The sequence below is a fragment of the Pseudomonas yamanorum genome (assembly GCF_900105735.1).
Classification (GTDB): Bacteria; Pseudomonadota; Gammaproteobacteria; order Pseudomonadales; family Pseudomonadaceae; genus Aquipseudomonas; species Aquipseudomonas yamanorum.
The window spans coordinates 41,055-66,812 of the sequence record NZ_LT629793.1 but is presented as its reverse complement, the minus strand read 5'-3'; the positions used below and the strand labels follow the sequence as shown (position 1 = coordinate 66,812).

Here is a 25,758-nt window from a genome sequence, read left to right as displayed (position 1 = left end):
ACTCCGTTCATTCCGTGAAGGCGGTTCTCACCAGACGTACTGCAGGCGGAAGGTCCAGGTGTTCACATCGGGTGAACCGGTGCGTTCGGAGACCGTGTCGTTATAGGCGATCAGGCCGCCAAACTGGGGTGACAACATAAAACCCAGGCTGGCGCCCAGCAGGCCGTTTTCCTGTTTGTTGTCTTGCCAATCGCCATCAATCTTGCTTTCGCCGCCGCGGTTGTAGGTGGCGTCCAGCGAGACCCAGAGTGCGCGGTTGATGGTGTAGCTGTAGTGACCCTCGATGGCATACAGCGGCTTTTGTTCCAGCTTGCTATCGCCGTGGTAATCCTTGTTGTCGCCGAACAGCGACACGTAGGTGTTGATTTCCAGCCAGGTCGGGCCAATCGGGGTGCCGAAGCCCAGTTCGGGCTTGAACACCCAGCGGTTGGAGCCGATGTTGATGATGCGGTCTTTATCGTAGTCACCGGTGGGCATGGTCACCCACAGCGCGCCGGTGAGGAACGTCTCGGGTTTCCAGCTGGCGAACTCCTCGGCGGTCAGTGCCGGGCCACCGAAGATGTTATGGGCGAACACAATCTGCGTGTCGCCCATACCACCGTTGCGCTTGGTACCGCTGAAAAACTGGGCGTTGTCGAATGACGCCGAAACGTCGGCGTAAGGCTGGATAAACTGGATGGCGCTGTTGCGCCCGTCGATGCCGAATGAACGGGCGTAGCGGAACAGGTAGAGGTCGGCATCCAACGACAGACCGTTGATTGGCAATGTCGTGTCGATCGGGGTGTTGGTGTCGACCCGGTTGTAGTAGCCGAACACCATATTCATATCCGTCGGGGTGTTTTGCCAATCCCTGGCATTGTCGGCAAACCCTATCCCTGGCATCAGTGCCAGTGTGGCAGCGGTAAACGCACTCAGTTGACTACGTGAAACCATGGCTCTACTCCTTGTAAATGCCTGATGTCAGGGTGCAGCGGTGCTACTTGATCAGGCGCTATTTGATCGGTGTGAGCGGTGGCAGCTTCCATTGGCCGTTACCCACTTCAGGCTTGGGCAGGTAAATGCGCAATACGGCGTAGAACGGGCCGGGCGGTGCGGGCAGCCAGTTGCTTTGTTCGGCTTTCGGTGGCTCGTGGTGCGCAACCAACAGCGTCAGGCCGCCATCGGCGTCGAGTTTGAAGTTGGGCAACATCCGCGAGTTGAGCAGGTAGCGCTTCTTCAGGTTCGGCACCAGCAGTTTGGTCTTGGCGTCGTACATGGTCAGCGACCAGAACGCATCCGCCGGTGGCAATTGGTCTTTGGCGAAATGCAGGGTATAGCTGTGTCGTGCGCCGTTGGCGGGCTTGCCGTCGCTGTCGATGAAGTAGCTCATATAGGCCGCTTCATCGGTGGAGTTGCCGAAGATGCCCATGTTGGCGCCGGCGTAGCGGTACAGGTAATTGTTCTGCAGGTGATCGCGGCTGCCGAACAGGTCACCGCTGGATACCTGGTGCGTATCGACCTTGTCCTTCTTGAACGCTGCAAACTCAGCCTTGCCGTCGGCGATCCCGTCTTCCAGAGCCTTGCGTTGTTCAACCGTCAGGGCCTTGAGGTCAAACGGTTTGCCGGCCTCGACGCCGATCTTGGCAAAACGTGCGAGCAGCTCTTTTTCACTGTCCTGAGGCGCTGCATAGCCCAGCATGAAGTTCAGGTAGCGGAACAGGTGCACGCTGTCGCTCATGTTGGGGGTGGGCTTGGGCCAGGCGATTTTCGGCGGCTTGATCGGTTTCGGCTGGTTCACGTAGTTGCTGAGGGTCTGGACCTTGTAGCCGCTCTGGATCTGCTTGACCTTGGCGAGGTCCTTGTCATCGAACAGTTGCGTGCGGTACAGCGCGTAGGCGATGTTGCTTTCGCTGTACACCACGCGGTCGATATTGGTCGGCTGCTGACCTTTCCAGTCAGGGCCGGCGATCATGTAATGGCCGCCGTTGTTGCCAGTGCTGCGGGTGCCCAGGTAGCCGAAGTTCTGGGTGTAGAGGTCGATCAACTGCACCGAGTAATAGCGGTTGTCTTCGATCTTTGGCAGGGTCAGCACCACCGGCTCGGCGCGCAGGTCCAGCCAGACGAAGGAGTAGGGTGTGTCCGAATTCGGTGTAACGAACGCAGTGTCCTTGGGCGTGAACACTTGCGCAGTGTTGCCGATATGGTTGAACGGCGCCTTGAAGTTAGGCCCGGTCTTGTCGACGGCCTGGGTGTAGAGGGTCTTATACATTTCCACCACCGGGAAGCCATAGAGGTAGGCTTCCTTGGCGATGGCCCGGGCTTCACTCGGCGTGGCGGTGAAATCGGCCCAGGCGCCGGTACTCATGAAAATCGAGAGGCTCGCCAACAGCAGGCGCGTCGGAGTTCGAATCATGTTGTTGCGTCCTTACTGAATCAGTCGGATGTCGTCGAGTTTCCAGCTTTTATCGAAGTAGGCCTCGGTGGGCGCATACAGTCGGAAATAGCTGAACCAGTGTTTGCCGGGCAGAGTTTGCACCCAGTTGCTCTCGAAGTCTTTTGGCGCGTGCGGTCCGAAGTAAAGATCTATCGAACCGTCGGCATTTTTCTTCAAATCCTGGCGTGACGACAGGTCGGCCTTGCGCTGTGGGTTGTCGATCAGGCAGCGGCTGTCGATGTCATACACGGTCATCGACCAGAACTGTTTGGCCGGCGGGTTGGCGCCGACGTGCAAGGTGTAGGACTTGCTGCCGTCGAGCCATTGGCCCTTGTTGTCGGTGTAGGCACCGAGGTAGGTCTGGCCCAGGCCGGGGGTCTTGGAAACCATGCCTTTGGTGTTGGTGACCGCTTCATAGAACCAGGCGCTGCGTTCCCAGAGCTGGTCATAGTAGGTAACGCGCTGGGACGGCTCGGCGATGTTGAGCACGGTGTCCCACTGCCGGTCTTTCCAGTACTGGGCCTGGGGGAAGCGTTTGGCGAAGGCATTGGCCTTGGCGATCAATTCACCCATTTGCGCGCCTTGTTCAAGGGCCTGGCGCTGACGTTCGTTGGGGTTGAACGGTTTGTCCTTTTCGATGCCCAGGCTGGACAGCATGGCCATGTAGAAACGGTCACGTTCGTTAACCGGTTCTTTCTGGATAATCCCGTGGAGGCGCTGCCAGTAAGCCATGCCCCGTGGCTGGGTGCCGGACCAGGGCTTGCCGCCGGGTGACAGCAAGCGGGTTTTCGTGGGGTTGGCACGTTGGGCGTAGGGGTACATCTTGAATTGCTCGACCAGCGCCTTGCCCTTGGCGGGGTCGGGGTCGAGTACGCGAAAACCCACCAGCACGTTCATGGTTTCCGACTTGGCCACGTAGTACTGGCCCGCATCGGCGGGTGGCTCCTGGCCGGGTGGCAGCACCAGGTACTTGCCGCCCTTGCCCTGATCAGGGCCGGTCTGGCCCATGTCGATGATTGCCCGTTGCCAGAAGTCACCAATCCCGCCTGCGGTGGGGCCGGGCGGCAGTTCGATCACCAGCGGCCCGGTTTCGTTGAGGTCGACGAAACCGAGAATGTACGGCGTGGTGGCGTTGGCGGTGATCACGCCGAGCTTGTCTTCGTAGGTGGTCAGCACCATCAGGTCGCCACTGCGGGCGCCGAGCTTGGTGCTGAATTCGTCCTGCCATTGTGCATAGGACACCAGTGGCAAGGCCCACAGGAAACTCTGGGTGGCCTGCTGGAAATCCAGCTCGCCATACAGTTTGGCGATTTCGCTGTGGGCCGGCAGCTCGCCTTCCATGGTGATCGGACCGATGCGCGTATCCAGGGTTTGCGCCTGTGCGCTGGCGGCGAGGGCCAGCAGGCTGAAACCGGCGCTACGAAGCAGTGCCTGCATAAAATATCCTTATTTCCCGAACGTGACGTTGATCCCGGCAAACAAAGTGAACTGCGGCAGGCCATCGCCTTTGCGGGCGACCGTCCACTGCGGTTCGATATAGGCGTTGAGGATATTGCTGCCGGATTTCCAGGCCTTGCCGGCACCGAAACCGATAGGGATGTAACGGGTGTCGTTTTTCAGGTCAAACGTCCAGGTGCCGGTGGAGCGCAGGTACCAGCCCTTGGGCAGGTTATGAATGATGAACGGTTGGAAAGTGGCACTTTCCACATGGGCGCGGTCGCTGTCGCCGGCGAAGGAGCTTTGGTATTGCACCAAAGCACCGAGCAGGCCACGGGGCGAGGCATCGATGGCCACCGCCGCCAGGCCGGCCTGCCACTTGCCGGTGCCCAGTTCATCGTGCTCGGCGGTAGGCGCGGTGATCTGCGGGCCGATGCCCAACTGCACGCCTTCGGTCTTGAGCAGGAAAATATCGAACAGGTTCAAGTCGCCGATCCCGGTGGTGTAGCCACTGTGGGGGTCGGGACGTGTGCTGATGGGCAACGTCGCGCGCAACAGCTGTGGCACCCCAATGAAGTCCGAGGGCGCAACGGGCAGCGTGCCGCGCAAGAGCATGTCGTTGGTATGGGCGTTAGTGTCGAATAACTTCGGGGTGTAATAGTCCTGCAGGTTTGCACCCGGTGCGAGGTTCAACGGGTTGTTACTCTTGTTGGCGGTATCGGCGTTGTCGGCCTGGGCCGAAATTGCAGGCAACACTGAAGCCGCCAGCACAACGGCCGGAATATACGATGACTTAAGCATGACCACTCCCCAATTCCCTGGTGATGTTCCCGATAGCGCGTTTGTGAAGGCTAGGGGGCTGTCCTTATTCACTATTACGTGTAGGACATGTCGTTTGAAGCTAGCAGTAAATTTAGGACTCGCTAGTCAATCGAAAGAATTAGTTGTTTGTTGAGGGGGCATCACGAACGCCATGAATGATGGCGAATTGCCTCAAATACCTGTTGTCGGTGATTCAGTGGGTCGAGCACACCGACCGGGTGATCAACAATCTCAACGAAACCTCGAAACTGACGGTGGACCTGGAAACCGGCATGCGCGGCTTCCTGATCACGGGGGACGAGCATTTCCTCGACCCGTATGAAGTGGCCAAGCCGCGGATCATTTCGGACTTGCGCAATTTGCAGGCACTGGTGGCGGACAATCCAGAGCAGGTGGACCGGCTCAAGCGTCTGGAGTCGTTGCAACAGGCATGGAACACCTATGCCCAGTCGATGATTGATATGCAGCGCCAAAGCGGTGATTTTCGCACCGCCGTGAAAGCCGGGCGTGGCAAAAGCCTGACGGACGAAATTCGCAAGGAGTACGACCGGGCGGTGGCGATGGAGCAACAATTCCGCATCACCCGGAATGAAGACGTTACCCGCACCACGATCATCAGCGTCACCCTGTACCTGGTGTTTGTACTCGGCCTGAGCGGCTTTCTCGCGTATGTCGGTCGAAAGAATTTGCTTGAGCTTTCAAATAGTTACAGCGAAAACCTCATGTCGCAGCAGAGGATTGCCAAGCGCCTGGAGCAGCAAGCCTGGCTGCGCAACGGCCAGACCGAACTGGCCGAGCAGGTCCTTGGCCAACTGACGTTGAGCCTGCTGGGTCGTAACATTTTGCAGTTCTTCGCCCAGTACATGGGGTCGGCGGTGGCGGCGCTGTACGTGCGTGAAGAGCACGGCGGCCTTACACGCGTGGCCACTTATGGCTTCTCCCGCGAGCAAGAGCAGCAGGAACAGTCGATCTATAACGATGAAGGCATCGTCGGCCAGTCTGCCCGTCAGGATCGCCTGATTCGCCTGGACGATGTGCCGGTGGACTACTTCAAGGTCAGTTCCGGCCTCGGCGAAGGCTCGACCCGCAGTGTGATGGTGGTACCGACCAGCGACGATGGCCGGGTCAACGGGGTGATCGAGCTGGGGTTCCTGCGTGTACTGGAAGACCGTGATGTCGAACTGCTGGAGTTGATTGCCGGCAATATCGGCACCTCCATCGAAGCTGCCCGTTATCGTCAGCGCCTGCAGGAAGTGCTGGCCGAAACCCAACAGCTTAATGAAGAACTGCAAGTGCAGCAGGAAGAGCTCAAGACCGCCAACGAAGAGCTGGAAGAACAGTCGCGCATCCTCAAGGAGTCCCAGGCCCACCTGGAAACCCAACAGGCGGAGCTGGAACAGACCAACGAACAGTTGGCCGAACAGACCCAGACCCTGGCCGAGCAGCGCGATGCCATGGATCAGAAAAACGTTGAACTCAATCGCGTACAGATCGAGCTGGAAGAGCGCGCTGATGAGTTGCAGCGCTCCAGCAAGTACAAGTCCGAGTTCCTTGCCAACATGTCCCACGAGCTGCGCACACCGCTGAACAGCTCGTTGATCCTTGCCAAGTTGCTGGCGGAGAACCCCCAGGAAAACCTCAGCGCCGAACAGGTCAAGTTCGCCGAGTCGATCTACTCGGCCGGCAACGATTTGCTCAACCTGATCAATGACATCCTCGATATCTCCAAGGTCGAAGCCGGTAAGCTGGAAATGCGCCCGGAGAATACCAGCGTTGCGCGCCTGGTGGATGGGCTGCGCGGCATGTTCGAGCCGCTGGCAGCCGACCGCAAGCTCGGGTTCCAGGTGGAGGTGCAGGAAGGCTCGCCGCACATGCTGTTCACCGACCGCCAGCGCCTGGAGCAGATTCTGAAGAACCTGCTGTCCAACGCCATCAAGTTCACCGAGAAAGGTGAGGTCAGCCTGTCGGTATCCCGGGCGCCGGGGGAAGGCATCGCCTTTACCGTGCGCGACTCGGGGATTGGCATCGCCCCGGACCAGCAGGAAAGCATCTTCGAGGCCTTCCGCCAGGCCGATGGCACCACCAACCGTCGTTACGGCGGCACCGGCCTGGGCCTGTCGATTTCCCGGGACCTGGCGAACCTGCTGGGCGGCTATATCAGCGTCACCAGCGAACCTGGTCAGGGCAGTATCTTTACCCTGGTGGTGCCCGAGCACTATGTAGAGCGTGACGAAGACACCCCGGCGCTGGAACAGCCGCGCGCGGTAGTCCCTGTGCCTGCACCGGCGCCGATCAAGGTGTCGCCGATGCCGATCGCCCACGAAGCGCAGATCCCGCGCTTTATCGATGACCGCGACAAGGCTCCGTTCGCCACGCGTTGCATCCTGGTGGTGGAAGATGAGCCCAACTTCGCCCGCATCCTCTTCGATCTCGCCCATGAACTGGGTTACCACTGCCTGGTGGCCCATGGCGCAGACGAAGGCTACGCCCTGGCTGAGCAGTACATTCCCGACGCGATCCTGCTGGACATGCGCCTGCCGGACCATTCCGGCCTGACCGTGCTGCAACGCCTCAAGGAACATGCCGGGACCCGCCATATCCCGGTGCACGTGATTTCCGTGGAAGACCGCGTCGAAGCCGCCATGCACATGGGCGCCGTGGGCTATGCGGTCAAGCCGACCACCCGTGAAGAGCTCAAGGATGTGTTCGCCCGCCTGGAAGCCAAGCTGACGCAGAAGGTCAAGCGTGTGCTGCTGGTGGAAGACGATGACCTTCAGCGAGACAGCATTGCCCGCCTGATCGGCGACGATGACATCGAGATCACCGCCGTAGGCTTCGCCCAAGAGGCACTGGACCTGCTGCGCACCCACATCTATGACTGCATGATCATCGACCTCAAGCTGCCGGACATGCTCGGTAATGAGTTGCTCAAGCGCATGTCCACCGAGGATATCTGCTCGTTCCCGCCGGTGATCGTCTACACCGGGCGCAACCTGACCCGGGACGAAGAGGCCGAACTGCGCAAGTATTCGCGCTCGATCATCATCAAGGGTGCGCGTTCCCCCGAGCGCCTGCTGGACGAAGTCACACTCTTTCTGCACAAAGTCGAATCCCAGCTGTCCCATGAACGCCAGACAATGCTCAGGACCGCTCGCAGCCGCGACAAGGTCTTCGAAGGGCGCAAGATCCTGCTGGTGGATGACGATGTGCGCAATATCTTCGCCCTGACCAGTGCCCTGGAGCACAAGGGCGCGATTGTCGTGATCGGCCGTAACGGCCGCGAGGCGATCGAGAAACTCAATGAAGTCGATGACATCGACCTGGTGCTGATGGATGTGATGATGCCGGAGATGGACGGTTACGAGGCCACGGCCTTGATCCGCCAGGACCCGCGCTGGCGCAAGCTGCCGATCATCGCAGTGACGGCCAAGGCCATGAAGGACGATCAGGAGCGTTGCCTGGCGGCAGGCTCCAACGATTACCTGGCCAAGCCTATCGACCTGGACCGGTTGTTTTCATTGATTCGCGTGTGGCTACCCAAGATGGAACGGATTTAATTGGAAAGAAGCACTGACATCGAACTGCGCTTGTTGATTGAGGCGATTTACCTCAAGTACAGCTATGACTTTCGTGATTACTCCGGGGCCTCGGTCAAGCGCCGCGTGGCCCATGCGCTGCGTCAGTTCGACTGCGCCACCATCTCGGCCTTGCAGGAGCGGGTGCTGCATGACCCGACGGCGTTCATGCAGTTGCTGCAGTTCCTGACGATTCCCGTCAGTGAGATGTTTCGCGATCCCTCGCACTTTCTGGCGATTCGCCAGGAAGTGGTGCCGCTGCTCAAGACCTACCCGTCGATCAAGATCTGGATCGCCGGCTGCAGCACCGGGGAAGAGGTGTATTCCATGGCCATCCTGTTGCGTGAGGAAGGCTTGCTGGAGCGCACCATCATCTACGCTACCGACATCAATCCCCGGTCCCTGGAAAAAGCCAAGCAGGGGATTTTTTCCCTTGAGAACATCCGCGCTTATACCCACAACTACCAGCAGGCCGGTGGCCAGCGTTCGTTTGCCGATTACTACACCGCGGCTTACGATCATGCGATCTTCGACAAGACCCTGCGAGAGAACGTGACGTTTGCCGATCACAGCCTGGCGACGGATAGCGTATTCTCAGAAACTCAATTAATTTCGTGTCGTAATGTACTGATTTACTTCAATAAAAAGTTGCAGGATAGGGCGTTTGGATTGTTTCATGAGTCGCTGTGTCATCGCGGCTTCCTGGTGCTGGGCAGCAAGGAAACCCTGGATTTCTCCGGCTACAGCAAACAGTTCGAACCCTTGGTCAAGCAAGAACGGATCTACCGAAAATTATGAATGAAGCTGCTGCCAGCCCGGTATCCGGGATCGAAGCTATTGTGATCGGCGCTTCCGCAGGCGGCGTCGAGGCGTTGCTGGGCATTTTTGGTGAATTGCCGGCGAGCTTCGGCCTGCCGATCATCACGGTGCTGCACCTGCCCGACGAGCGCCGCAGCCAGTTGGCGGAAGTGTTTGACCGTCGCGTATCGATGAAGGTGGTGGAAGCGCGGGACAAGGAAGTGATCCAGCCCGGTACCCTGTATTTTGCCGGCCCCGGTTATCACCTGTCGGTAGAGCACGACCGTAGCCTGTCACTGAGCCAGGAGGACCGCGTGCACCATTCCAGGCCAGCCATTGACTACCTGTTCGCGTCGGCGGCCGATGCTTACGGCGCCGGCCTGATGGCGATCCTGCTGACGGGCGCCAACCAAGACGGCGCCCGTGGCCTGGCCCATGTCAAACAGTGCGGTGGTATGACGGTGGTCCAGGATCCCGACGAGGCGCGGGTAGCCATCATGCCCCGCGCCGCCCTGGCGCTGCATACACCTGACCATATTCTTCCCTTGAGCCGCATCGGCACCTTGCTGGCTTCCCTGGAATCCTCCCCATGTTAAGTACTGTCCAGGCCAAACTGCTGATCGTCGACGATCTGCCGGAAAACCTGCTGGCCCTTGAAGCGCTGATCAAGCGCGAGGACCGCCAGGTCTACAAGGCATTGAGCGCCGACGAGGCGTTGTCGCTGCTGTTGGAGCACGAGTTCGCGATGGCCATTCTCGACGTGCAGATGCCCGGCATGAACGGCTTTGAGCTGGCCGAGCTGATGCGCGGCACCGAAAAGACCAAGAACATCCCGATCGTGTTTGTCAGCGCCGCCGGTCGTGAGCTCAACTACGCGTTCAAGGGCTACGAAAGCGGCGCCGTGGACTTCCTGCACAAGCCGCTGGATATCCATGCGGTCAAGAGCAAGGTCAATGTCTTCGTCGACCTGTATCGCCAGAGCAAGGCGATGAAACAGCAGGTTGAAGCCCTGGAGCAAAGCCGCCGCGAGCAGGAAGCCTTGCTCACGCGCTTGCAGGCCACCCAGGCCGAACTGGAGCAAGCCGTGCGCATGCGTGATGACTTCATGTCGATCGTTGCTCATGAGGTGCGTACGCCCCTCAACGGGCTGATCCTGGAAACCCAGTTGCGCAAGATGCACCTGGCCCGGGATAACGCCGCCGCCTTTACCATGGACAAGATGCACGCCATGGTCGACCGCGACGAGCGGCAGATCCAGAGCCTGATCCGCTTGATCGAAGACATGCTTGATGTATCGCGTATTCGCACCGGCAAGCTGTCGATTCGCCCCGGGCGCTTTGACCTGACGCAACTGGTGCACAACCTGCTGGAGAATTTCGCCCCGCAAGTGGCGGCGGCCGAGTCCTCGGTGAAGTGGGTGCAGGAAGGGCCGGTGGAGGGCAACTGGGACGAGTTCCGTATCGAACAGGTGGTGTCCAACCTGCTGACCAACGCCTTGCGATACGGGGCCAAGAGCCCGGTGGAGGTGCGGGTTTATGCCGAGCATGGCGAAGCACGAGTGGAAGTGCGTGACCACGGTATCGGCATCAGCGAAGACAACCAGAAGCGGATTTTCCAGCAGTTTGAACGGGTGTCGGCCAACCACGCTGTCGCGGGCCTCGGCCTGGGGCTGTTTATCTCCGAGCAGATTATCGCGGCCCATGGCGGTACTATCGAAGTCGAAAGCCGGATAGGCGAGGGCGCCTTGTTCCGCGTTTGCCTGCCGTTGGCGCCCGCGCCAGGAAATCAATCGTGAATCCGACGCAACCTCTGCGTGACCCTATGGTCGTATCAGCAGCAATTGACCGGACAAAGGCTTCCCATGAGTGAAGATGCACAAGATGTTGTACTGATCGTCGAAGATGACGAATCGATTATGTTTGTGTTGGGCGAGTACCTGTCGGGGCTTGGGTACCGGGTGTTGAAGGCGATTGACGGTGAGCAGGCGTTCGAAATCCTCGCCACCAAGCCGCACCTAGACCTGATGGTCACCGACTATCGTCTGCCAGGCGGTATTTCCGGCGTGCAGATCGCCGAGCCTGCGATCAAGCTGCGACCGGAATTGAAGGTGATCTTTATCAGCGGTTACCCGCAGGAGATCCTCGACTGCAACAGCCCGATCACGCGCAATGCGCCGATCCTGGCCAAGCCGTTTGACCTGGATACGTTGCAGGAACATATCCAGCGCTTGCTGGCTTAACGCCTTGCGAAGAGGGAGCGCACTCCCTCTTCAAGCCTTGATCATCTCCCTCACCGTTGCCGTCAACAAATCAAAGGTGAAGGGCTTGGTGATCATCTGCATGCCCGGGTCCAGAAAGCCGCCCCGCACCGCTGCATGCTCTGCATAGCCCGTGATAAACAACACCTTTAAGTCCGGTCGCACCTGCCGCCCGATTTCCGCCAGTTGCCGGCCGTTCATACCGGGCAGGCCAACGTCGCTGATCAGCAGGTCAATCCGCTGGCTGGACTCGATGATCGGCATGGCACTGTCGGCATCACCGGCTTCGACGAAGGCATAACCCAGTTCACTCAACACGGCGCTGACCAGCACCCGCACGGCCGGGTCGTCTTCGACGATCAGCACCGTCTCGCCAGCGTTGGCGAACGGCAGCAATGCCGGGTTGAGAGGTTCATCTGCAATGACCTCGCCGACATACCTCGGCAGGAACAGGCTGACGGTGGTGCCTTGGCCCACCACGCTGTGGATCGACACATGCCCGTGGGACTGGCGCGCAAACCCGTAGATCATCGACAACCCCAGCCCGGTGCCCTGGCCGATGGGTTTGGTGGTAAAGAACGGGTCAAAGGCGCGGCTGATCACGCTCTCGGGCATGCCGCAGCCAGTGTCGCTGACGCTCAGTTCCACATAGTCGCCAGGGGTGAGGGTGCCATAGGCTGCGGTAAACACACTGTCCAAGTGGCGGTTGGTGGTTTCCACCACCAGTTTGCCGCCGTTGGGCATTGCATCCCGGGCATTGATGGCCAGGTTGAGCAGGGCGCTTTCCAGTTGATTGGGGTCGACTTCGGCGGTCCATAACTGTTCGGTCAGGCGGATGTCCAGGGTGATGCTTTCGTTGAGGCTGCGTTGCAGCAGCTCACCCATCGAACTCACCAATTGATTGATCTGTACCGGTTTTGAATCCAGCGACTGGCGACGGGAAAACGCCAGCAAACGGTGGGTCAGGGCGGCCGCGCGGTTGGCTGAAGTGACACCCAGGTCGATCAGGCTGTCGAGGTCTTCAGTGCGGCCCCGGGCTACGCGCCTTCGCAGCAGCTCAAGGCTGCCGATAATCCCGGTCAGCATATTGTTGAAGTCATGGGCGATACCGCCGGTCAATTGGCCGACGGCTTCCATTTTTTGTGACTGGCGCAACGCTTCTTCGTTGTTGCGCAGTTGAGCCGTGCGTTCTTCCACCTGTTGCTCAAGGGTTTCCAGGGTGCTTTGCAGGCGCTGTTCGCTCTGGCTCAGGTCGATCAACCGGTCGCGTGCCTCGTATTGTCGGCGGCGTCCGCGCAGGGCCGTGGTCACGAGGCTGATCAGGGTGATCGGATGGAACGGCCGCTCCAGGAACGTCACGTTGCCCAGCAGCGTACTCAAGCGTGATGAGCCGTTCTGTTCGCTGCCGCCATGATGAGTCATCAGCACGATAGGCAGGTCCGACCAGGCCGGCTGTTGGTGCAGGTAGCTCAGCAGCGGTTCCAGATCGACACCGTGCATGGCTTCGGCGGCCACAATCAGCAAGCCGGCGCCCTGTTCCAGTTCCTCGCACAGCATCTGCAAATGGCTGGCGATGATGCCGTTGAATCCGGCCTCATTGAGCATCATCAATGCCAGGGAGCTGTCGCGGCCCAGGGGCGCCAGAATGATCGCCCGTTCGGAAATGGCCGACGATCCACTCATGAACTTTCATCCTTGAGCAGCGGGTTATCGGTGCCCATATAGGTCGGCACGCCGCGCAATACACCCTGGAACGTATCCAGAGGTTCACCGATGGTCATGCCCTTGCTGCCGATACGGTATTCGCGAATCGTCGATTCATGGCTGCCGGTGCGTTTCTTGATGATCGAAATCGCGCGCCGCACCTTGCCCAAGGCTTCGAAGTAGCGCAGCAGGATTACGGTGTCGGCCAGATAAGTGATGTCCACCGGCGCCTGCATGTCACCCACCAGGCCGTGCTGGGCGACGGTCATGAAGGTCGCGGCGCCACGGCGGTTGAGGTAAAGCAGGAGCTCGTGCATGTGCAGGATCAGCGCGTTCTCTTCCGGCATCGCGGCCTGGTAGCCGTTGACGCTGTCGATCACCACGGTCTTGATCCCGCGCTCGTCCACGCAACGCCGCACCCGGTGGGAGAACTCGCCGGGAGACAGCTCGGCGGCGTCCACTTGTTCGATCAGCAGATTGCCGGTGGCTTGCAGCGCTTCCAGGTCGATGCCCATGTTGCGCATGCGCTCGAACAGCAGGCCCAGCTCTTCATCAAAAATGAACAGCGCGGCTTTTTCGCCGCGGGCGACGGCCGCTGCGGCGAAGATCATCGAGATCAGCGATTTGCCGGTACCGGCCGGGCCCAGGATCAAGGTGCTGGAACCGGTTTCGATACCGCCACCGAGCAATGCATCCATTTCACGGATGCCGCTGGTGAGGGTCTGGCGGTTGTAGCCGCCACGGTGTTCGGCCGCCACCAGGCGTGGGAATACATGTACGCCGTCTTCCATGATGGTGAAGTCGTGAAAACCGCCACGGTACTTCTGGCCACGGTACTTCACGATTCGCACGCGACGGCGCTCGGCGCCGTAGTTGGGGGTCAGTTCTTCCAGGCGAATCACACCGTGGGCCACGCTGTGTACGGTTTTGTCGAGGGACTCGGTGGTCAGGTCATCCAGCAGCAATACGGTGGCGTCGTAGCGCACGAAGTAGTGCTTGATGGCCAGGATCTGCCGGCGATAGCGCAGAGAGCTTTGCGCCAGCAGGCGGATCTCAGAAAGGCTATCGATGACGACGCGGGTCGGTTTGACCCGTTCCACCACTTCGAAGATCTGGCGAGTGGCTTCGCCCAGCTCAAGGTCCGAGGAATACAGGAGGCTTTGCTGGTGCTCGGCGTTGAGCAGGCTTTCCGGCGGGGTCAGTTCAAAGATGTGAATGTGTTCGTCCAGGTCCCAGCCATGGGACTTGGCACCCTGACGCAACTCGCGCTCGGTTTCCGACAGGGTGATGTACAGCGATCGTTCGCCGTTTTTTGCCCCAGACTGGAGGAAATGCAGGGCCACGGTGGTTTTACCGGTGCCGGGTTCACCTTCCAGCAGGAACAAGTGGCTACGGGAAAGCCCCCCGGCAAGAATGTCGTCCAGACCTTCAATACCGGTGGCCGCCTTTGCTGTGAACAGCTCTTTGGATGTAGACAAGAAGTGCCCTCGGGTCACAAATAAGTAGTCGGCAGCGCCGTCTGGGGCGCGCCATATTTACTTGACCGTAGCGGTGTGTGGCGGTTCAACGTTTTGTATCAATTGCAGCGTTTACAGGCCTTGTTGCAGCGCCGGGTCGTCCGGGTTCTGCTGTTCAAGCTGCGCCAGCAGCACCTGCACATTCTGCAACTGGCCGGTTTCCTTCCAGTAATTGACCAGCAAGACCCGCGCCTTGCGATTGGCCGGGTTGCGCTGGACGATTTCTTCCAACTGGCGCTGGGCGGCCTCCAGTTCCTCCTGGGCGTGGAGGGTGGTCGCCAGGTCGTAGCGGTAATCCTGATTGTTCGGCTCCAGCTCCACTGCCCGGGACAGGCTGAGCAGGGCAAACGCGCGCTCGCCATGGTGCAGCAGCCACATGCCCAGGGCATGTTGCAGGTAGGCCGAATCGGGGTGAGCCTGCAACTGCTTGGCCAGGAGCTGGCGGGATTCGTCGACCTTGCCCTGCTTGTCCAGCAGTTCAATTTGCGCGACGACGGCTTGCAGGTTGTCCGGTTGCAGACGCATCGCCTGTTCCAGGGCATTTTGGGCATCGGGCAGCAGCGCACTGTGAATGTACAGGCGTGCCAGCTGAATCCAGCCTTCGGGGCTTTCGGGTTGGCCCTTGAGCAACTTCACGTATTCGTCGAGTACCTGCTGCAACGGGCCGAAGTACAGGCCCAGGGTGTCGGGAGACAGCCCCAGCAAGGCATTGGCCGCCGCAAACCGGACGCTTTGCTCCGGGTCATCCAGCAACGGCCCGAGTAACAGCGTGCGCTGGCCGCTGGGCACCAGGCCGACAATGCTGTGAATCGCCGCCTCACGCACCATGGGCGCGTCATGGGTAAGGTCCTTGTCCGCCAGCTTCAGGGCCTGGGGGCTGGGGTAGTTAGGCAGTTCGGCATGCAGGGCGGCGCGGCGCACATCGGAGAGGTCCGGACGGCCCAGCTGTTGGTACAGCACACGGGCGGCGCCGGGTTCGCCGTTATGTGCCTGTTTCAAGGCCTTGGCGTAACCGTGGGCGATGGCCGGGGGCACCACCACCGGGGGCGTACGGGTGAAATACCAGGTGATCAGCACAATAAACAACAGGGCGCACAGGCCGATGATGGAGTAACGGCGTGACTTTGACATGCAGGCGTCCGAAAGCTTGGCAGCTAGTGCAAAGTCACCAGCTTCGGTCAGGTCACCGCGAGTGTCAAACCCGCATCACGTCAGCACGAATTCAATGGGCTCAAGGGCCGGCGGCAGCTCGGTTTCGCCGAGGGCCGCGAGAATCTCGCGCTCCAGGGTGCGGAGGATGGCGTTGCAGGGCAGGTCATTTTCGTCAAAGCCGAAGGGGTCTTCGAGGTCGTCGCCGATTTCATCCAGGCCGAAGAAGGTGTAGCTGACGATCGCGGTAAACACCGGCGTCAGCCAGCCCAGCGGCTCGGCCATGGCGAAGGGCAGCAGAATGCAAAACAGGTAGATGGTGCGGTGCAGCAGCAGGGTATAGGGGAAGGGCAGCGGCGTGTGCTTGATGCGCTCGCACGAGGCCTGGACCTGGCTCAGGCCGTATAGCCGGGTTTCCAGTTGGGTGTAGCGCCAGTCGCTGATGTGGCCTTGTTCGGCGAGGTTCGAGCAGCGGGCGCCGAGGTCTTGCAGGATGCTGTCGGGGAGGTTGGGGTGGCTGGCCTTTGGGCTGACCCACGGTCTGATTGCTTGGGCTTCATCTTCCAGGCGCAGGCGGGCAATCAGGCCGTGGGCGAAACCGCACAGGGCGCGTAGTACGGCTTCTCGGTCGGTGGGGGTGAGGATTTGGGTTTCGCGGATCAGTGAGCGTATTTCGATGATCATCTGGCCCAGTTGTTTGCGGCCTTCCCACCAGCGGTCGTAGCAGGCGTTGTTGCGGAAGCTCATGAAGATCGACAGGGACAGGCCGAGGAGCGTGAAGGGGGTGGCGTTGACCTTGGAGAAGTAGGCCGGGTGCAGGGTTTCTACCAGCACGATGACTGAGGCCAGCAAGGTGACCAGCAGGCTGCGCAGGGCGATGCGCTTGGCGATTGAGCCCTTGAGGGAGAACAGGATGCCGAGCAGGTTGGGTTTGGGGCGGACGATCATGGGCGGGCTTCTTGGGTGGCGCAGGCTGTCAGGTTAGAAGCATGTTTGCGTTGCGTCCAATTGCTTGGGCTGACTGGGTGATTGGTGGGGTCTATCGTTGGGGCTTTGGGTGTACATATCCGTTATTTAGGTAACGGCCGCCTATGGTTCCGCTCTTACAGCGGGTCACTTTTGGCAAACGCCCCAAAAGTAACCAAAAGGTCTTTGCCCCACCACTCGGTGCCTCGCCTAGGCTCGGCATGCCCGCACTCCGGCCCGGTTCCGCGGGCCGCCGCGACGGGCCATCCATGGCCCGGCGCGGCTAAACCGGCGTCCTGCCGGTTTACCCGCTCCACCGTGCCTACTTGCGGCCATCGTGGTTGACGGGGCCCGCAGATCAAGATCAAAAGCAAGAGCACAGCGGCCTCCCGGCCGGCTTGAGTGTTAAAAGCAAAGGCAAAGACCAAAGCGAAAGCCAAATCTGAAGCTGATGCAGCTCTGCTTTTCTGTGGGAGCTGGCTTGCCTGCGATGCAGACACCTCGGTGCATCAGGTACACCCAGTTGATGCCATCGCAGGCAAGCCAGCTCCCACATTTGACCGTGCCCGCTTTAGCTTTTGATTTTGCTTCTAAACACTCAAGCCGGCCGGTAGGCCGCTGTGCTCTTGCTGTTGATCTTGATCTTGATCTTAGGCGCCCCGTTAAACCACGCTGGCCGAACGCAGGCTTTGGAGCGTGGGTAACCTGGCAGGACGCCAGGTTAGCCGCGCTGGGCCAAGGATGGCCCATCGCGGCGGCCCACGGTCCAAAGCCGGAGTGAGGGCACACCGAGCCTAGGCGAGGTGCCGAGTGGTGGGGCAAGAGCGTTTTGCTTACTTTTGCGCTGTTCAAAAGTGAGCCGCTGTAAGAGCGGAACCCTAGGCGGCCGTTACCCAAATAACGGATATACACACACAACCCAAAAAAAGCCCCCCATTGGCCAAACCAGTCAACCAAGTTGAAAGCTTTGACCATTGCCCACCCACCGCTCTAGAGCGACTATTTCACCGGTCTACGTACCCATCCTGAAAACAAAAAAACACACAGGGATTTGAAGCGATGCGTGATTACTCGGCCACCACCACCCAGTTCAACTACCAGCACACCGTTGACGCCGCCCTGTCGGGCACTCTGCAGGCCCTCAACGCCTGCGTCGAATGCTGCGACCGCCACGCCTTACCCGGCCGCATCGCGCTGTTCTGGGAGGGCAAGGACGGCCGCAGCGCCACGTCCACCTTCACCCAATTACAAGACCAGGCCGCCCGCTTCGCCAACTTCCTCCTGGCCCAGGGCGTCAATCGCGGCGACAAGGTAGCAGGCCTCCTGCCACGCACCGCCGAGTTACTGATAGTGGTACTCGCCACCTGGCGCATCGGCGCGGTCTATCAGCCGCTGTTCACCGCCTTCGGCCCCAAGGCCATCGAACACCGCCTGAACAGCTCTGGCGCAGCATTGGTGGTCACTGACGCCGTGAACCGTCCCAAACTCAATGAAGTGGCCGACTGCCCAACCATCGTCACCGTCGCCGGCCCCAACGGCGAAGGCATCGTGCGCGGCGATTTCAGCTTCTGGGCCGAACTGCCCAACTACTCCAGCCTCTGCGAACCCGTATTGCTGGGCGCCGACGACCCGTTCCTGCTGATGTTCACCTCCGGTACCACCGGCCCGTCGAAAGCCCTGGCAGTACCGCTCAAGGCAATCGTGGCGTTCCAGAGCTACACCCGCGATGCCGTCGACCTGCGCCCCGAAGACGCATTCTGGAACGTCGCCGACCCGGGTTGGGCCTACGGCATCTATTTCGGCGTGACCGGCCCCTTGTCCATGGGCCATCCGATCACCTTCTACGACGGCCCGTTCACCCTCGAAAGCACCTGCCGCGTCATCAACAAATACGGGATCACCAACCTCACCGGTTCCCCCACGGCCTATCGCCTGCTGATTGCCGGCGGCGAGCAGTTCGCCAAGTCGATCAAGGGCAAGCTACGCATTGTCAGCAGCGCCGGCGAGCCCTTGAACCCGGAAGTGATCCGCTGGTTCGCCGACAACCTCGGCGTGACCATCCACGACCATTATGGCCAGACTGAATTGGGCATGGTGCTGTGCAACCACCACGGCCTGGAACACCCGGTGCACGTGGGTTCCGCCGGTTTTGCCTCGCCAGGCCACCGCATCGTGGTACTGGACGACAACCACCAGGAACTGCCCGCCGGCCAGCCGGGCATCCTCGCCATCGACCGCGAACAATCGCCGATGTGCTGGTTCACCGGCTACGACGGGGTCAAGACCAAAGCCTTCGTCGGCAAGTACTACCTCAGCGGCGATACGGTGGAGCTGAACCCCGACGGCAGCATCAGCTTTGTCGGGCGCAGCGACGATGTGATCACCACCTCCGGCTACCGAGTAGGGCCGTTCGATGTGGAAAGTGCATTGATCGAGCATCCGGCAGTGGTGGAGGCCGCGGTGGTGGGCAAGCCATGCCCGGAGCGAACGGAGATCGTCAAAGCCTTTGTGGTGCTCAGCGAGCAATACCGCGCCGAGCCGGCCCTGGCCGAGGAGCTGCGCCTGCACGTACGCAAGCGCCTGGCGGCGCACTCGTACCCACGGGAAATCGAATTTGTCAGCGAGCTGCCCAAGACCCCGAGCGGCAAGCTGCAACGCTTCATTTTGCGTAATCAGGAAATTGCCAAGGCCCAGGCGGCCACGGCGTGACCCATTCTTCAAGGAAACAGTGATGCAGATTGAGAACAAGGTTTTTCTGGTCAGCGGCGGCGCTTCAGGCCTCGGCGCGGCCACGGCCGAGATGCTCGTAGCGGCCGGTGCCAAGGTGATGCTGGTGGATTTGAACGCTGACGCAGTGGCGGCCCAGGCGCAAAAGCTCGGCGAGCAGGCCCGCAGCGTGGTCGCGGATATCAGCCAGGAAGCCGCCGCCGAAGCGGCGGTGCAGGCCACGGTTGCGGCCTTTGGTGGTTTGCACGGATTGGTCAACTGCGCCGGTGTGGTTCGCGGCGAGAAAATCCTTGGCAAAAACGGCCCCCACGTTCTGGCCAACTTCGCCCAGGTGATCAACGTCAACCTGATCGGCAGTTTCAACCTGCTGCGCCTGGCGGCGGCGGCTATCGCTGAAACCGAGGCAAATGCCGATGGCGAGCGCGGTGTGATCATCAACACCGCTTCGGTGGCGGCGTTTGACGGGCAGATCGGCCAGGCGGCCTATGCCGCCTCCAAGGGTGCGATCGCCAGCCTGACCCTGCCTGCCGCCCGTGAGCTGGCGCGCTACGGGATTCGGGTGATGACCATCGCCCCCGGCATTTTCGAAACCCCGATGATGGCTGGCATGACCCCGGAAGTGCGGGAGTCCCTCGCCGCCGGTGTGCCATTCCCGCCGCGCTTGGGCAAGCCAGGCGAGTACGCCGCACTGGTGCGGCATATCATTGAAAACAGCATGCTCAACGGCGAGGTGATCCGTCTCGACGGTGCCTTGCGCATGGCGGCCAAATAAGGAGATTTTCATGACTGATCCCATCGTTATTGTCAGCGCAGTACGCACCCCAATGGGCGGGTTCCAGGGCGACCTCAAGGGCCTGACCGCCCCGCAACTGGGGGCTGCGGCGATTCGTGCAGCGGTCGAGCGTGCCGGTATTGCCACCGATGCCGTGGATGAAGTGCTGTTCGGTTGCGTGCTGCCCGCCGGCCTCGGCCAGGCACCTGCACGTCAGGCTGCTCTAGGCGCAGGCCTGGATAAATCGACCCGCTGCACTACCCTCAACAAGATGTGTGGTTCGGGCATGGAAGCCACGATCCTGGCCCATGACTCGTTACTGGCGGGCAGCGTGGAAGTGGTCATCGCCGGTGGCATGGAGAGCATGTCCAACGCGCCGTACCTGCTGGACCGCGCCCGCAGCGGCTACCGCATGGGCCACGGCCGGGTGCTCGACCATATGTTCCTCGACGGGCTTGAAGACGCCTACGACAAGGGCCGCCTGATGGGCACCTTTGCCGAGGACTGCGCCGAGCACAACGGCTTTTCCCGTGAAGCCCAGGACGCGTTTGCCATTGCTTCCCTGACCCGTGCGCAACAGGCGATCACCGATGGCAACTTCATCGCCGAAATCGTCCCGGTGCAGGTCACCGTGGGCAAGGAGCAGAAAACCATCACCCACGACGAACAGCCGCCAAAAGCCAAGCTGGACAAGATCGCCACCTTGAAGCCGGCCTTCCGCGAAGGCGGCACGGTGACGGCGGCCAACTCCAGTTCGATTTCCGATGGCGCGGCGGCATTGCTGCTGATGCGCGAGTCTGAAGCGCAGAAGCGCGGGCTCAAGCCGCTGGCGGTGATCCATGGCCACGCGGCGTTTGCCGATGAGCCTGGCCTGTTCCCGGTCGCGCCGGTGGGGGCGATCCGTAAGCTGATGAGCAAGACTGGCTGGAACCTCGACGAAGTCGACCTGTTTGAAATCAACGAAGCCTTTGCCGTGGTCAGCCTGGTGACCATGAGCAAGCTGGAGATTCCCCACAGCAAGGTCAATATCCACGGCGGCGCCTGTGCCCTGGGCCATCCGATCGGCGCGTCCGGCGCGCGGATCCTGGTGACCCTGCTCTCGGCCCTGCGCCAGAAAGGCCTCAAGCGCGGCGTTGCGGCCATCTGCATCGGCGGCGGTGAGGCCACGGCCATGGCTGTTGAATGTCTGTACTAAGGAATTTCTATGCTCCCGAATGACGAACAACTGCAAATCAGCGAAGCCGCCCGGCAGTTCGCCCAGGAGCGGCTCAAACCGTTCGCCGCCGAATGGGACCGCGAGCATCGCTTTCCCAAGGAAGCCATTGGCGAAATGGCCGAGCTGGGCTTTTTCGGCATGCTGGTCCCGGAGCAATGGGGTGGTTGCGACACCGGCTACCTGGCCTACGCCATGGCCCTGGAAGAGATCGCCGCCGGCGACGGTGCCTGCTCGACCATCATGAGCGTGCACAACTCGGTGGGCTGTGTGCCGATCCTCAAGTTCGGCAACGACCCACAGCGAGAACAGTTCCTCAAGCCCCTGGCCAGCGGCGCGATGCTCGGCGCTTTTGCCTTGACCGAGCCCCAGGCGGGTTCCGACGCCAGCGGCCTGAAAACCCGCGCCCGGCTGGAGGGCGATCACTACGTGCTCAATGGCTGCAAGCAGTTCATCACTTCTGGGCAAAACGCCGGGATCGTGATTGTGTTTGCGGTCACTGATCCGGCTGCCGGCAAGCGCGGTATCAGCGCCTTTATCGTGCCTACCGACTCGCCGGGCTACAGCGTGGCGCGGGTCGAGGACAAACTCGGCCAGCATGCCTCCGACACCTGCCAGATCTTGTTTGAGGACTTGAAAGTGCCGGTGGCCAACCGTTTGGGCGAGGAGGGTGAAGGCTATCGGATCGCCCTGGCCAACCTCGAAGGCGGGCGCGTCGGCATTGCGTCGCAAGCAGTGGGCATGGCCCGGGCGGCGTTTGAGGCGGCCCGGGACTACGCCCGCGAGCGGGAAAGCTTTGGCAAGCCGATCATCGAGCACCAGGCCGTGGCCTTCCGCCTGGCGGACATGGCGACGCAAATCGCCGTGGCGCGGCAGATGGTGCATTACGCCGCCGCCCTGCGTGACAGCGGCAAGCCGGCGCTGGTGGAGGCGTCCATGGCCAAGTTGTTTGCTTCGGAAATGGCCGAAAAGGTCTGTTCGGCAGCCTTGCAAACCCTCGGCGGTTACGGTTACCTGAGCGACTTTCCCCTGGAGCGGATCTACCGCGATGTGCGGGTCTGCCAGATTTACGAAGGCACCAGCGATATTCAACGCATGGTCATTTCACGCAATCTCTGAGGAGTATCTATGAGTTACGAAACCATTTTGCTGGACGTCCAGGGCCGTGTCGGACTGATCACTCTCAATCGCCCGCAAGCGCTGAACGCTTTGAACGCACAGCTGGTCAGTGAGCTGAACCAAGCGTTGGACAGCCTGGAGGCCAATCCGGAAATCGGCTGTATCGTGCTCACCGGCTCGAAAAAAGCCTTTGCCGCCGGCGCCGACATCAAGGAAATGGCTGAGCTGACCTACCCGCAGATCTACCTCGACGACCTGTTCAGCGACAGCGACCGCGTGGCCAACCGCCGCAAGCCGATCATCGCCGCAGTCAACGGTTTCGCCCTGGGCGGCGGTTGTGAACTGGCCTTGATGTGCGACTTCATCCTGGCCGGTGACAACGCCAAGTTTGGCCAGCCGGAAATCAACCTCGGCGTACTGCCGGGCATGGGTGGCACCCAGCGCCTGACCCGCGCCGTAGGTAAGGCCAAGGCGATGGAAATGTGCCTGACCGGGCGCTTTATCGATGCGGTGGAAGCGGAGCGCTGCGGGATTGTCGCGCGGATCGTGCCGGCGGATGAGCTGTTGGACGAAGCATTGAAAGTCGCGACCCTGATTGCCAGCAAATCGGTGCCCATCAGCATGATGGTCAAGGAAAGCGTCAACCGCGCGTTTGAAGTGAGCCTGTCCGAAGGCGTGCGCTTCGAGCGCCGGGTGTTCCATGCGGCGTTTGCCACACTGGATCAGAAGGAAGGCATGGCGGCCTTTGTGGCCAAGCGTGCGCCGGAGTTCAAGGACAAATAAACACTGTCCTGAAACGCTGAGGATCAAAAATGTGGGAGCGGGCTTGCTCGCGAAGGCGGTATTACAGTCACCAGATGTATCGACTGATCCACCGCCTTCGCGAGCAAGCCCGCTCCCACATGGGTTCTGCGAATACCTGCTACAGCTGGTAGTTTTTCAACTCTCTAGCGATCACCATTCGCTGAATCTCGCTGGTGCCCTCGTAAATCTGGGTAATCCGCGCATCCCGGTAGTAACGCTCCACCGGGTAATCCTCCAGATAGCCGTAACCCCCATGAATCTGCATCGCTGAAGAGCAGACCTTCTCGGCCATTTCCGAGGCGAACAGTTTGGCCTGGGACGCTTCCGACAGGCACGGCTTGCCCGCACTGCGCAACCGCGCGGCATGCAGGATCAGCAGGCGCGCTGCATTCAGGCGGGTTTGCATGTCGGCCAGCATATTCGCCACGCTCTGATGCTCAATGATCGCCTTGTCGAACTGCACGCGGTCACGGGCGTAGGCCAGCGCCGCTTCAAAGGCGGCACGGGCGATACCCAGCGCCTGGGCGGCAATCCCGATGCGCCCGCCTTCGAGGTTGGACAGGGCGATGGCCAGGCCTTTGCCGCGTTCGCCCAGCAGGTTGGCTTCCGGCACCGTGCATTGGTTGAGGGTAACGGCGCAGGTGTCCGAGGCACGAATGCCCATTTTGTGCTCGGTACGGTCCACCACGAAGCCTGGGGTATTGGTGGGCACCAGGAACGCCGAGATGCCCTTCTTGCCCAGGTCCGGGTCGGTCACCGCAAACACGATCGCCAGTTTGGCGCGCTTGCCGTTGCTGACAAACTGCTTGGCGCCGTTGATCACCCACTGGCCTTCCCGCAGTTCGGCGCGGGTACGCAGGTTGTGAGCTTCGGAACCGGCCTGGGGTTCGGTCAGGCAGAAGCACCCGATGGCCTGGCCGCTGGCCAGTTCCGCCAGCCAGGTTTCCTTTTGTTCCTGTGAGCCGTAGTTGAGGATTGGCCCGCAACCGACTGAATTATGGATACTCATCAGCGCGCCGGTGGCGCCGTCGCCGGCGGAAATCTCTTCCACCGCCAGGGCATAGGCCACGTAATCGACGTAGGTGCCGCCCCATTCTTCGGGCACGACCATGCCCAGCAAGCCTAACTCGCCCATCTTGGCGACGAGGGCGTCGTCGATCCAGCCGGCCTTTTCCCAGGCTTGGGCGTGGGGCGCGATTTCGCCACGGGCAAAGTCCCTGGCCATGTCGCGGATCATTACCTGTTCTTCAGTAAATTCAATATCTTGCATGGCTTAGTTCCCGTTCTTGTCGAAGTCGCGGAAGAAGCTCTCGACATGATCAGCCTCCAACGCCTGGAGGGTGGGAGGGTTCCAGCGAGGGGTTTTGTCCTTGTCGATCAACAGCGCGCGCACGCCTTCGATCAAGTCGCCACGGGCGAACCATTGGCGATCCAGGTGCAACTCCAGGGCAAAGCACTGCTCCAGGGGCAGGTGGCGTCCGCGGCGCAGCATCTGCAGGGTCACAGCCATGGCCAGGGGCGAGCGGGTTTGCATCAGGCTGGCGGTGGTCAGAGCCCAGTCATGGCTGTCGGCGACGGTGACTTGCTGCAATTGCTCGACGATGCTCGGCACATCCGGCAAGGCAAAGAAGTGGTCGATGGCCGGGCGCAGCGCCGCCAGTGGCGCGTCGGGCAATTGTTGCACCGCCAGGCCGGCCAGCAGGCCTTGCAGGTCCTTGAGCGGTGAGTCGTGCCATTTCAGGCGGTCCAGGCGCTGGTCGAGGTCGGCAAGCCTGGCGCTGTCGAGGTACCAGTCTGCCAGCCCGCAATACAGGGCATCGGCGGCGCGAATCTGCACGCCGGTCACCCCGAGGTAGACCCCCAGTTCCCCGGGAATACGCGGCAGGAAATAGCTGCCGCCCACATCCGGGAAATAACCGATGGCGACTTCAGGCATTGCCAGGCGGCTGCGTTCGGTGACCACCCGCAGGTCGGCGCCTTGTACCAGGCCCATACCGCCGCCGAGGACGAAGCCGTCCATCAGCGCCAGGACCGGCTTGCGGTAGCGGTGAATAGCGAGGTCGAGGGCGTATTCCTCGACGAAGAAGTCTTCGTGCAGGGTGTTGCCGTTCTTGAAGCTGTCGTACAGCGAGCGAATGTCGCCCCCGGCGCAGAAGGCTTTTTCACCGGCACCGCGCAACACCACGGCGTACACCTCGGGGTCGTTGGCCCAGGCCTGCAGATGCCGGCTGAGGCTGCGGACCATGTCCAGGGTAATGGCGTTAAGGCCGGCGGGGCGATTGAGGGTCAGGTGGCCTATGTGGTTGCGTACGTGCGCCAGGACCTCGTCGTGCACGACCCCGGCGCTGCTTGCTTCGGATGAAACCTGAGCAGTCATCTCTAACTCCCTGCTTTTATTGTTCTTTATCAAGATATTCGTAGGCGAACCATCTCGCGATCGTACCAGTGCAAATTTGCCCAGTACAAGTCGGAATCATGCAGGTCG

Annotated in this window: 20 protein-coding genes; 10 read left to right on the top strand and 10 right to left on the bottom strand. The window is 60.8% G+C overall.

The annotated features are described in order from the left end of the window. Positions 1–27 precede the first annotated feature (27 nt). Genes BLU46_RS00315 through BLU46_RS00300 form a run of 4 tightly spaced genes read right to left on the bottom strand, consistent with a single transcriptional unit; the run spans position 28 to position 4,651 of the window. Positions 28–933, bottom strand: coding sequence for a transporter (locus BLU46_RS00315; protein WP_063030064.1), 906 nt, complete (start codon positions 931–933; stop codon positions 28–30). A 58-nt stretch (positions 934–991) separates the two neighbouring features. After that, positions 992–2,392: a DUF1254 domain-containing protein gene (locus BLU46_RS00310; protein ID WP_063030066.1), complete on the bottom strand. Its 1,401-nt coding sequence runs from the start codon at positions 2,390–2,392 to the stop codon at positions 992–994. 12 nt (positions 2,393–2,404) lie between these two features. Continuing rightward, on the bottom strand, positions 2,405–3,850 hold the full coding sequence (locus BLU46_RS00305) for a DUF1254 domain-containing protein (RefSeq protein ID WP_063030068.1): 1,446 nt from the start codon (positions 3,848–3,850) through the stop codon (positions 2,405–2,407). 9 nt (positions 3,851–3,859) lie between these two features. Next, the gene (locus BLU46_RS00300) at positions 3,860–4,651 is read right to left on the bottom strand and encodes a hypothetical protein (protein ID WP_093197051.1); all 792 of its coding nucleotides are present in this window, start codon (positions 4,649–4,651) and stop codon (positions 3,860–3,862) included. A 176-nt stretch (positions 4,652–4,827) separates the two neighbouring features. On the opposite strand from BLU46_RS00300, the gene BLU46_RS00295 reads away from it, so the two are divergent. From BLU46_RS00295 to BLU46_RS00275, 5 genes are all read left to right on the top strand, one after another. Further along, positions 4,828–8,229 (top strand): response regulator, encoded by a 3,402-nt coding sequence (locus BLU46_RS00295; RefSeq protein ID WP_093197048.1) that lies wholly within the window; start codon positions 4,828–4,830, stop codon positions 8,227–8,229. After that, on the top strand, positions 8,230–9,045 hold the full coding sequence (locus BLU46_RS00290; RefSeq protein WP_063030076.1) for a CheR family methyltransferase: 816 nt from the start codon (positions 8,230–8,232) through the stop codon (positions 9,043–9,045). Further along, the gene (locus BLU46_RS00285; RefSeq protein ID WP_093197045.1) at positions 9,042–9,641 is read left to right on the top strand and encodes a chemotaxis protein CheB; all 600 of its coding nucleotides are present in this window, start codon (positions 9,042–9,044) and stop codon (positions 9,639–9,641) included. Before BLU46_RS00290 ends, BLU46_RS00285 begins: the two co-directional genes overlap by 4 nt. Next, complete coding sequence (locus BLU46_RS00280) at positions 9,635–10,840, top strand: hybrid sensor histidine kinase/response regulator (protein ID WP_063030080.1); 1,206 nt, start codon at positions 9,635–9,637, stop codon at positions 10,838–10,840. Before BLU46_RS00285 ends, BLU46_RS00280 begins: the two co-directional genes overlap by 7 nt. Positions 10,841–10,906: 66 nt before the next feature. Then, positions 10,907–11,284 (top strand): response regulator, encoded by a 378-nt coding sequence (locus tag BLU46_RS00275; protein WP_010171103.1) that lies wholly within the window; start codon positions 10,907–10,909, stop codon positions 11,282–11,284. Between the two features lie 30 nt (positions 11,285–11,314). Here the strand turns inward: BLU46_RS00275 and BLU46_RS00270 are convergent, their stop codons facing one another. The 4 genes from BLU46_RS00270 to BLU46_RS00255 form a co-directional block, all read right to left on the bottom strand. Further along, positions 11,315–12,985, bottom strand: coding sequence for a response regulator (locus BLU46_RS00270; protein ID WP_063030082.1), 1,671 nt, complete (start codon positions 12,983–12,985; stop codon positions 11,315–11,317). Next, positions 12,982–14,484 (bottom strand): ATPase domain-containing protein, encoded by a 1,503-nt coding sequence (locus BLU46_RS00265; protein WP_063030086.1) that lies wholly within the window; start codon positions 14,482–14,484, stop codon positions 12,982–12,984. The genes BLU46_RS00270 and BLU46_RS00265 overlap by 4 nt, the downstream gene beginning before the upstream one ends. Positions 14,485–14,595: 111 nt before the next feature. Then, positions 14,596–15,654 (bottom strand): tetratricopeptide repeat protein, encoded by a 1,059-nt coding sequence (locus BLU46_RS00260; protein ID WP_093197043.1) that lies wholly within the window; start codon positions 15,652–15,654, stop codon positions 14,596–14,598. A gap of 75 nt (positions 15,655–15,729) precedes the next feature. Then, positions 15,730–16,620 (bottom strand): bestrophin family protein, encoded by an 891-nt coding sequence (locus BLU46_RS00255; RefSeq protein WP_093197040.1) that lies wholly within the window; start codon positions 16,618–16,620, stop codon positions 15,730–15,732. 1,077 nt (positions 16,621–17,697) lie between these two features. Between BLU46_RS00255 and BLU46_RS00240 the strand changes: the two genes are divergently transcribed. Genes BLU46_RS00240 through BLU46_RS00220 form a run of 5 tightly spaced genes read left to right on the top strand, consistent with a single transcriptional unit; the run spans position 17,698 to position 23,252 of the window. Then, a complete protein-coding gene (locus BLU46_RS00240) occupies positions 17,698–19,347 on the top strand; it encodes an AMP-binding protein (protein WP_093197037.1) in 1,650 nt (549 codons plus the stop codon). Between the two features lie 22 nt (positions 19,348–19,369). Continuing rightward, complete coding sequence (locus BLU46_RS00235; protein WP_063030093.1) at positions 19,370–20,137, top strand: SDR family NAD(P)-dependent oxidoreductase; 768 nt, start codon at positions 19,370–19,372, stop codon at positions 20,135–20,137. A 10-nt stretch (positions 20,138–20,147) separates the two neighbouring features. Then, positions 20,148–21,332, top strand: coding sequence for an acetyl-CoA C-acyltransferase (locus tag BLU46_RS00230; RefSeq protein WP_063030094.1), 1,185 nt, complete (start codon positions 20,148–20,150; stop codon positions 21,330–21,332). A gap of 9 nt (positions 21,333–21,341) precedes the next feature. After that, positions 21,342–22,469, top strand: coding sequence for an acyl-CoA dehydrogenase (locus tag BLU46_RS00225; RefSeq protein ID WP_063030095.1), 1,128 nt, complete (start codon positions 21,342–21,344; stop codon positions 22,467–22,469). Positions 22,470–22,478: 9 nt separating this feature from the next. Continuing rightward, entirely contained in the window at positions 22,479–23,252 is a 774-nt protein-coding gene (locus tag BLU46_RS00220; protein ID WP_010171088.1) for an enoyl-CoA hydratase, read from the top strand. Positions 23,253–23,391: 139 nt separating this feature from the next. On the opposite strand, the gene BLU46_RS00215 is transcribed toward BLU46_RS00220, so the two are convergent. After that, complete coding sequence (locus BLU46_RS00215) at positions 23,392–24,543, bottom strand: acyl-CoA dehydrogenase family protein (RefSeq protein WP_093197034.1); 1,152 nt, start codon at positions 24,541–24,543, stop codon at positions 23,392–23,394. A 3-nt stretch (positions 24,544–24,546) separates the two neighbouring features. Further along, positions 24,547–25,650, bottom strand: a complete 1,104-nt coding sequence (locus BLU46_RS00210; RefSeq protein ID WP_093197031.1) for an enoyl-CoA hydratase/isomerase family protein — start codon at positions 25,648–25,650, stop codon at positions 24,547–24,549. Between the last annotated feature and the right edge of the window lie 108 nt (positions 25,651–25,758).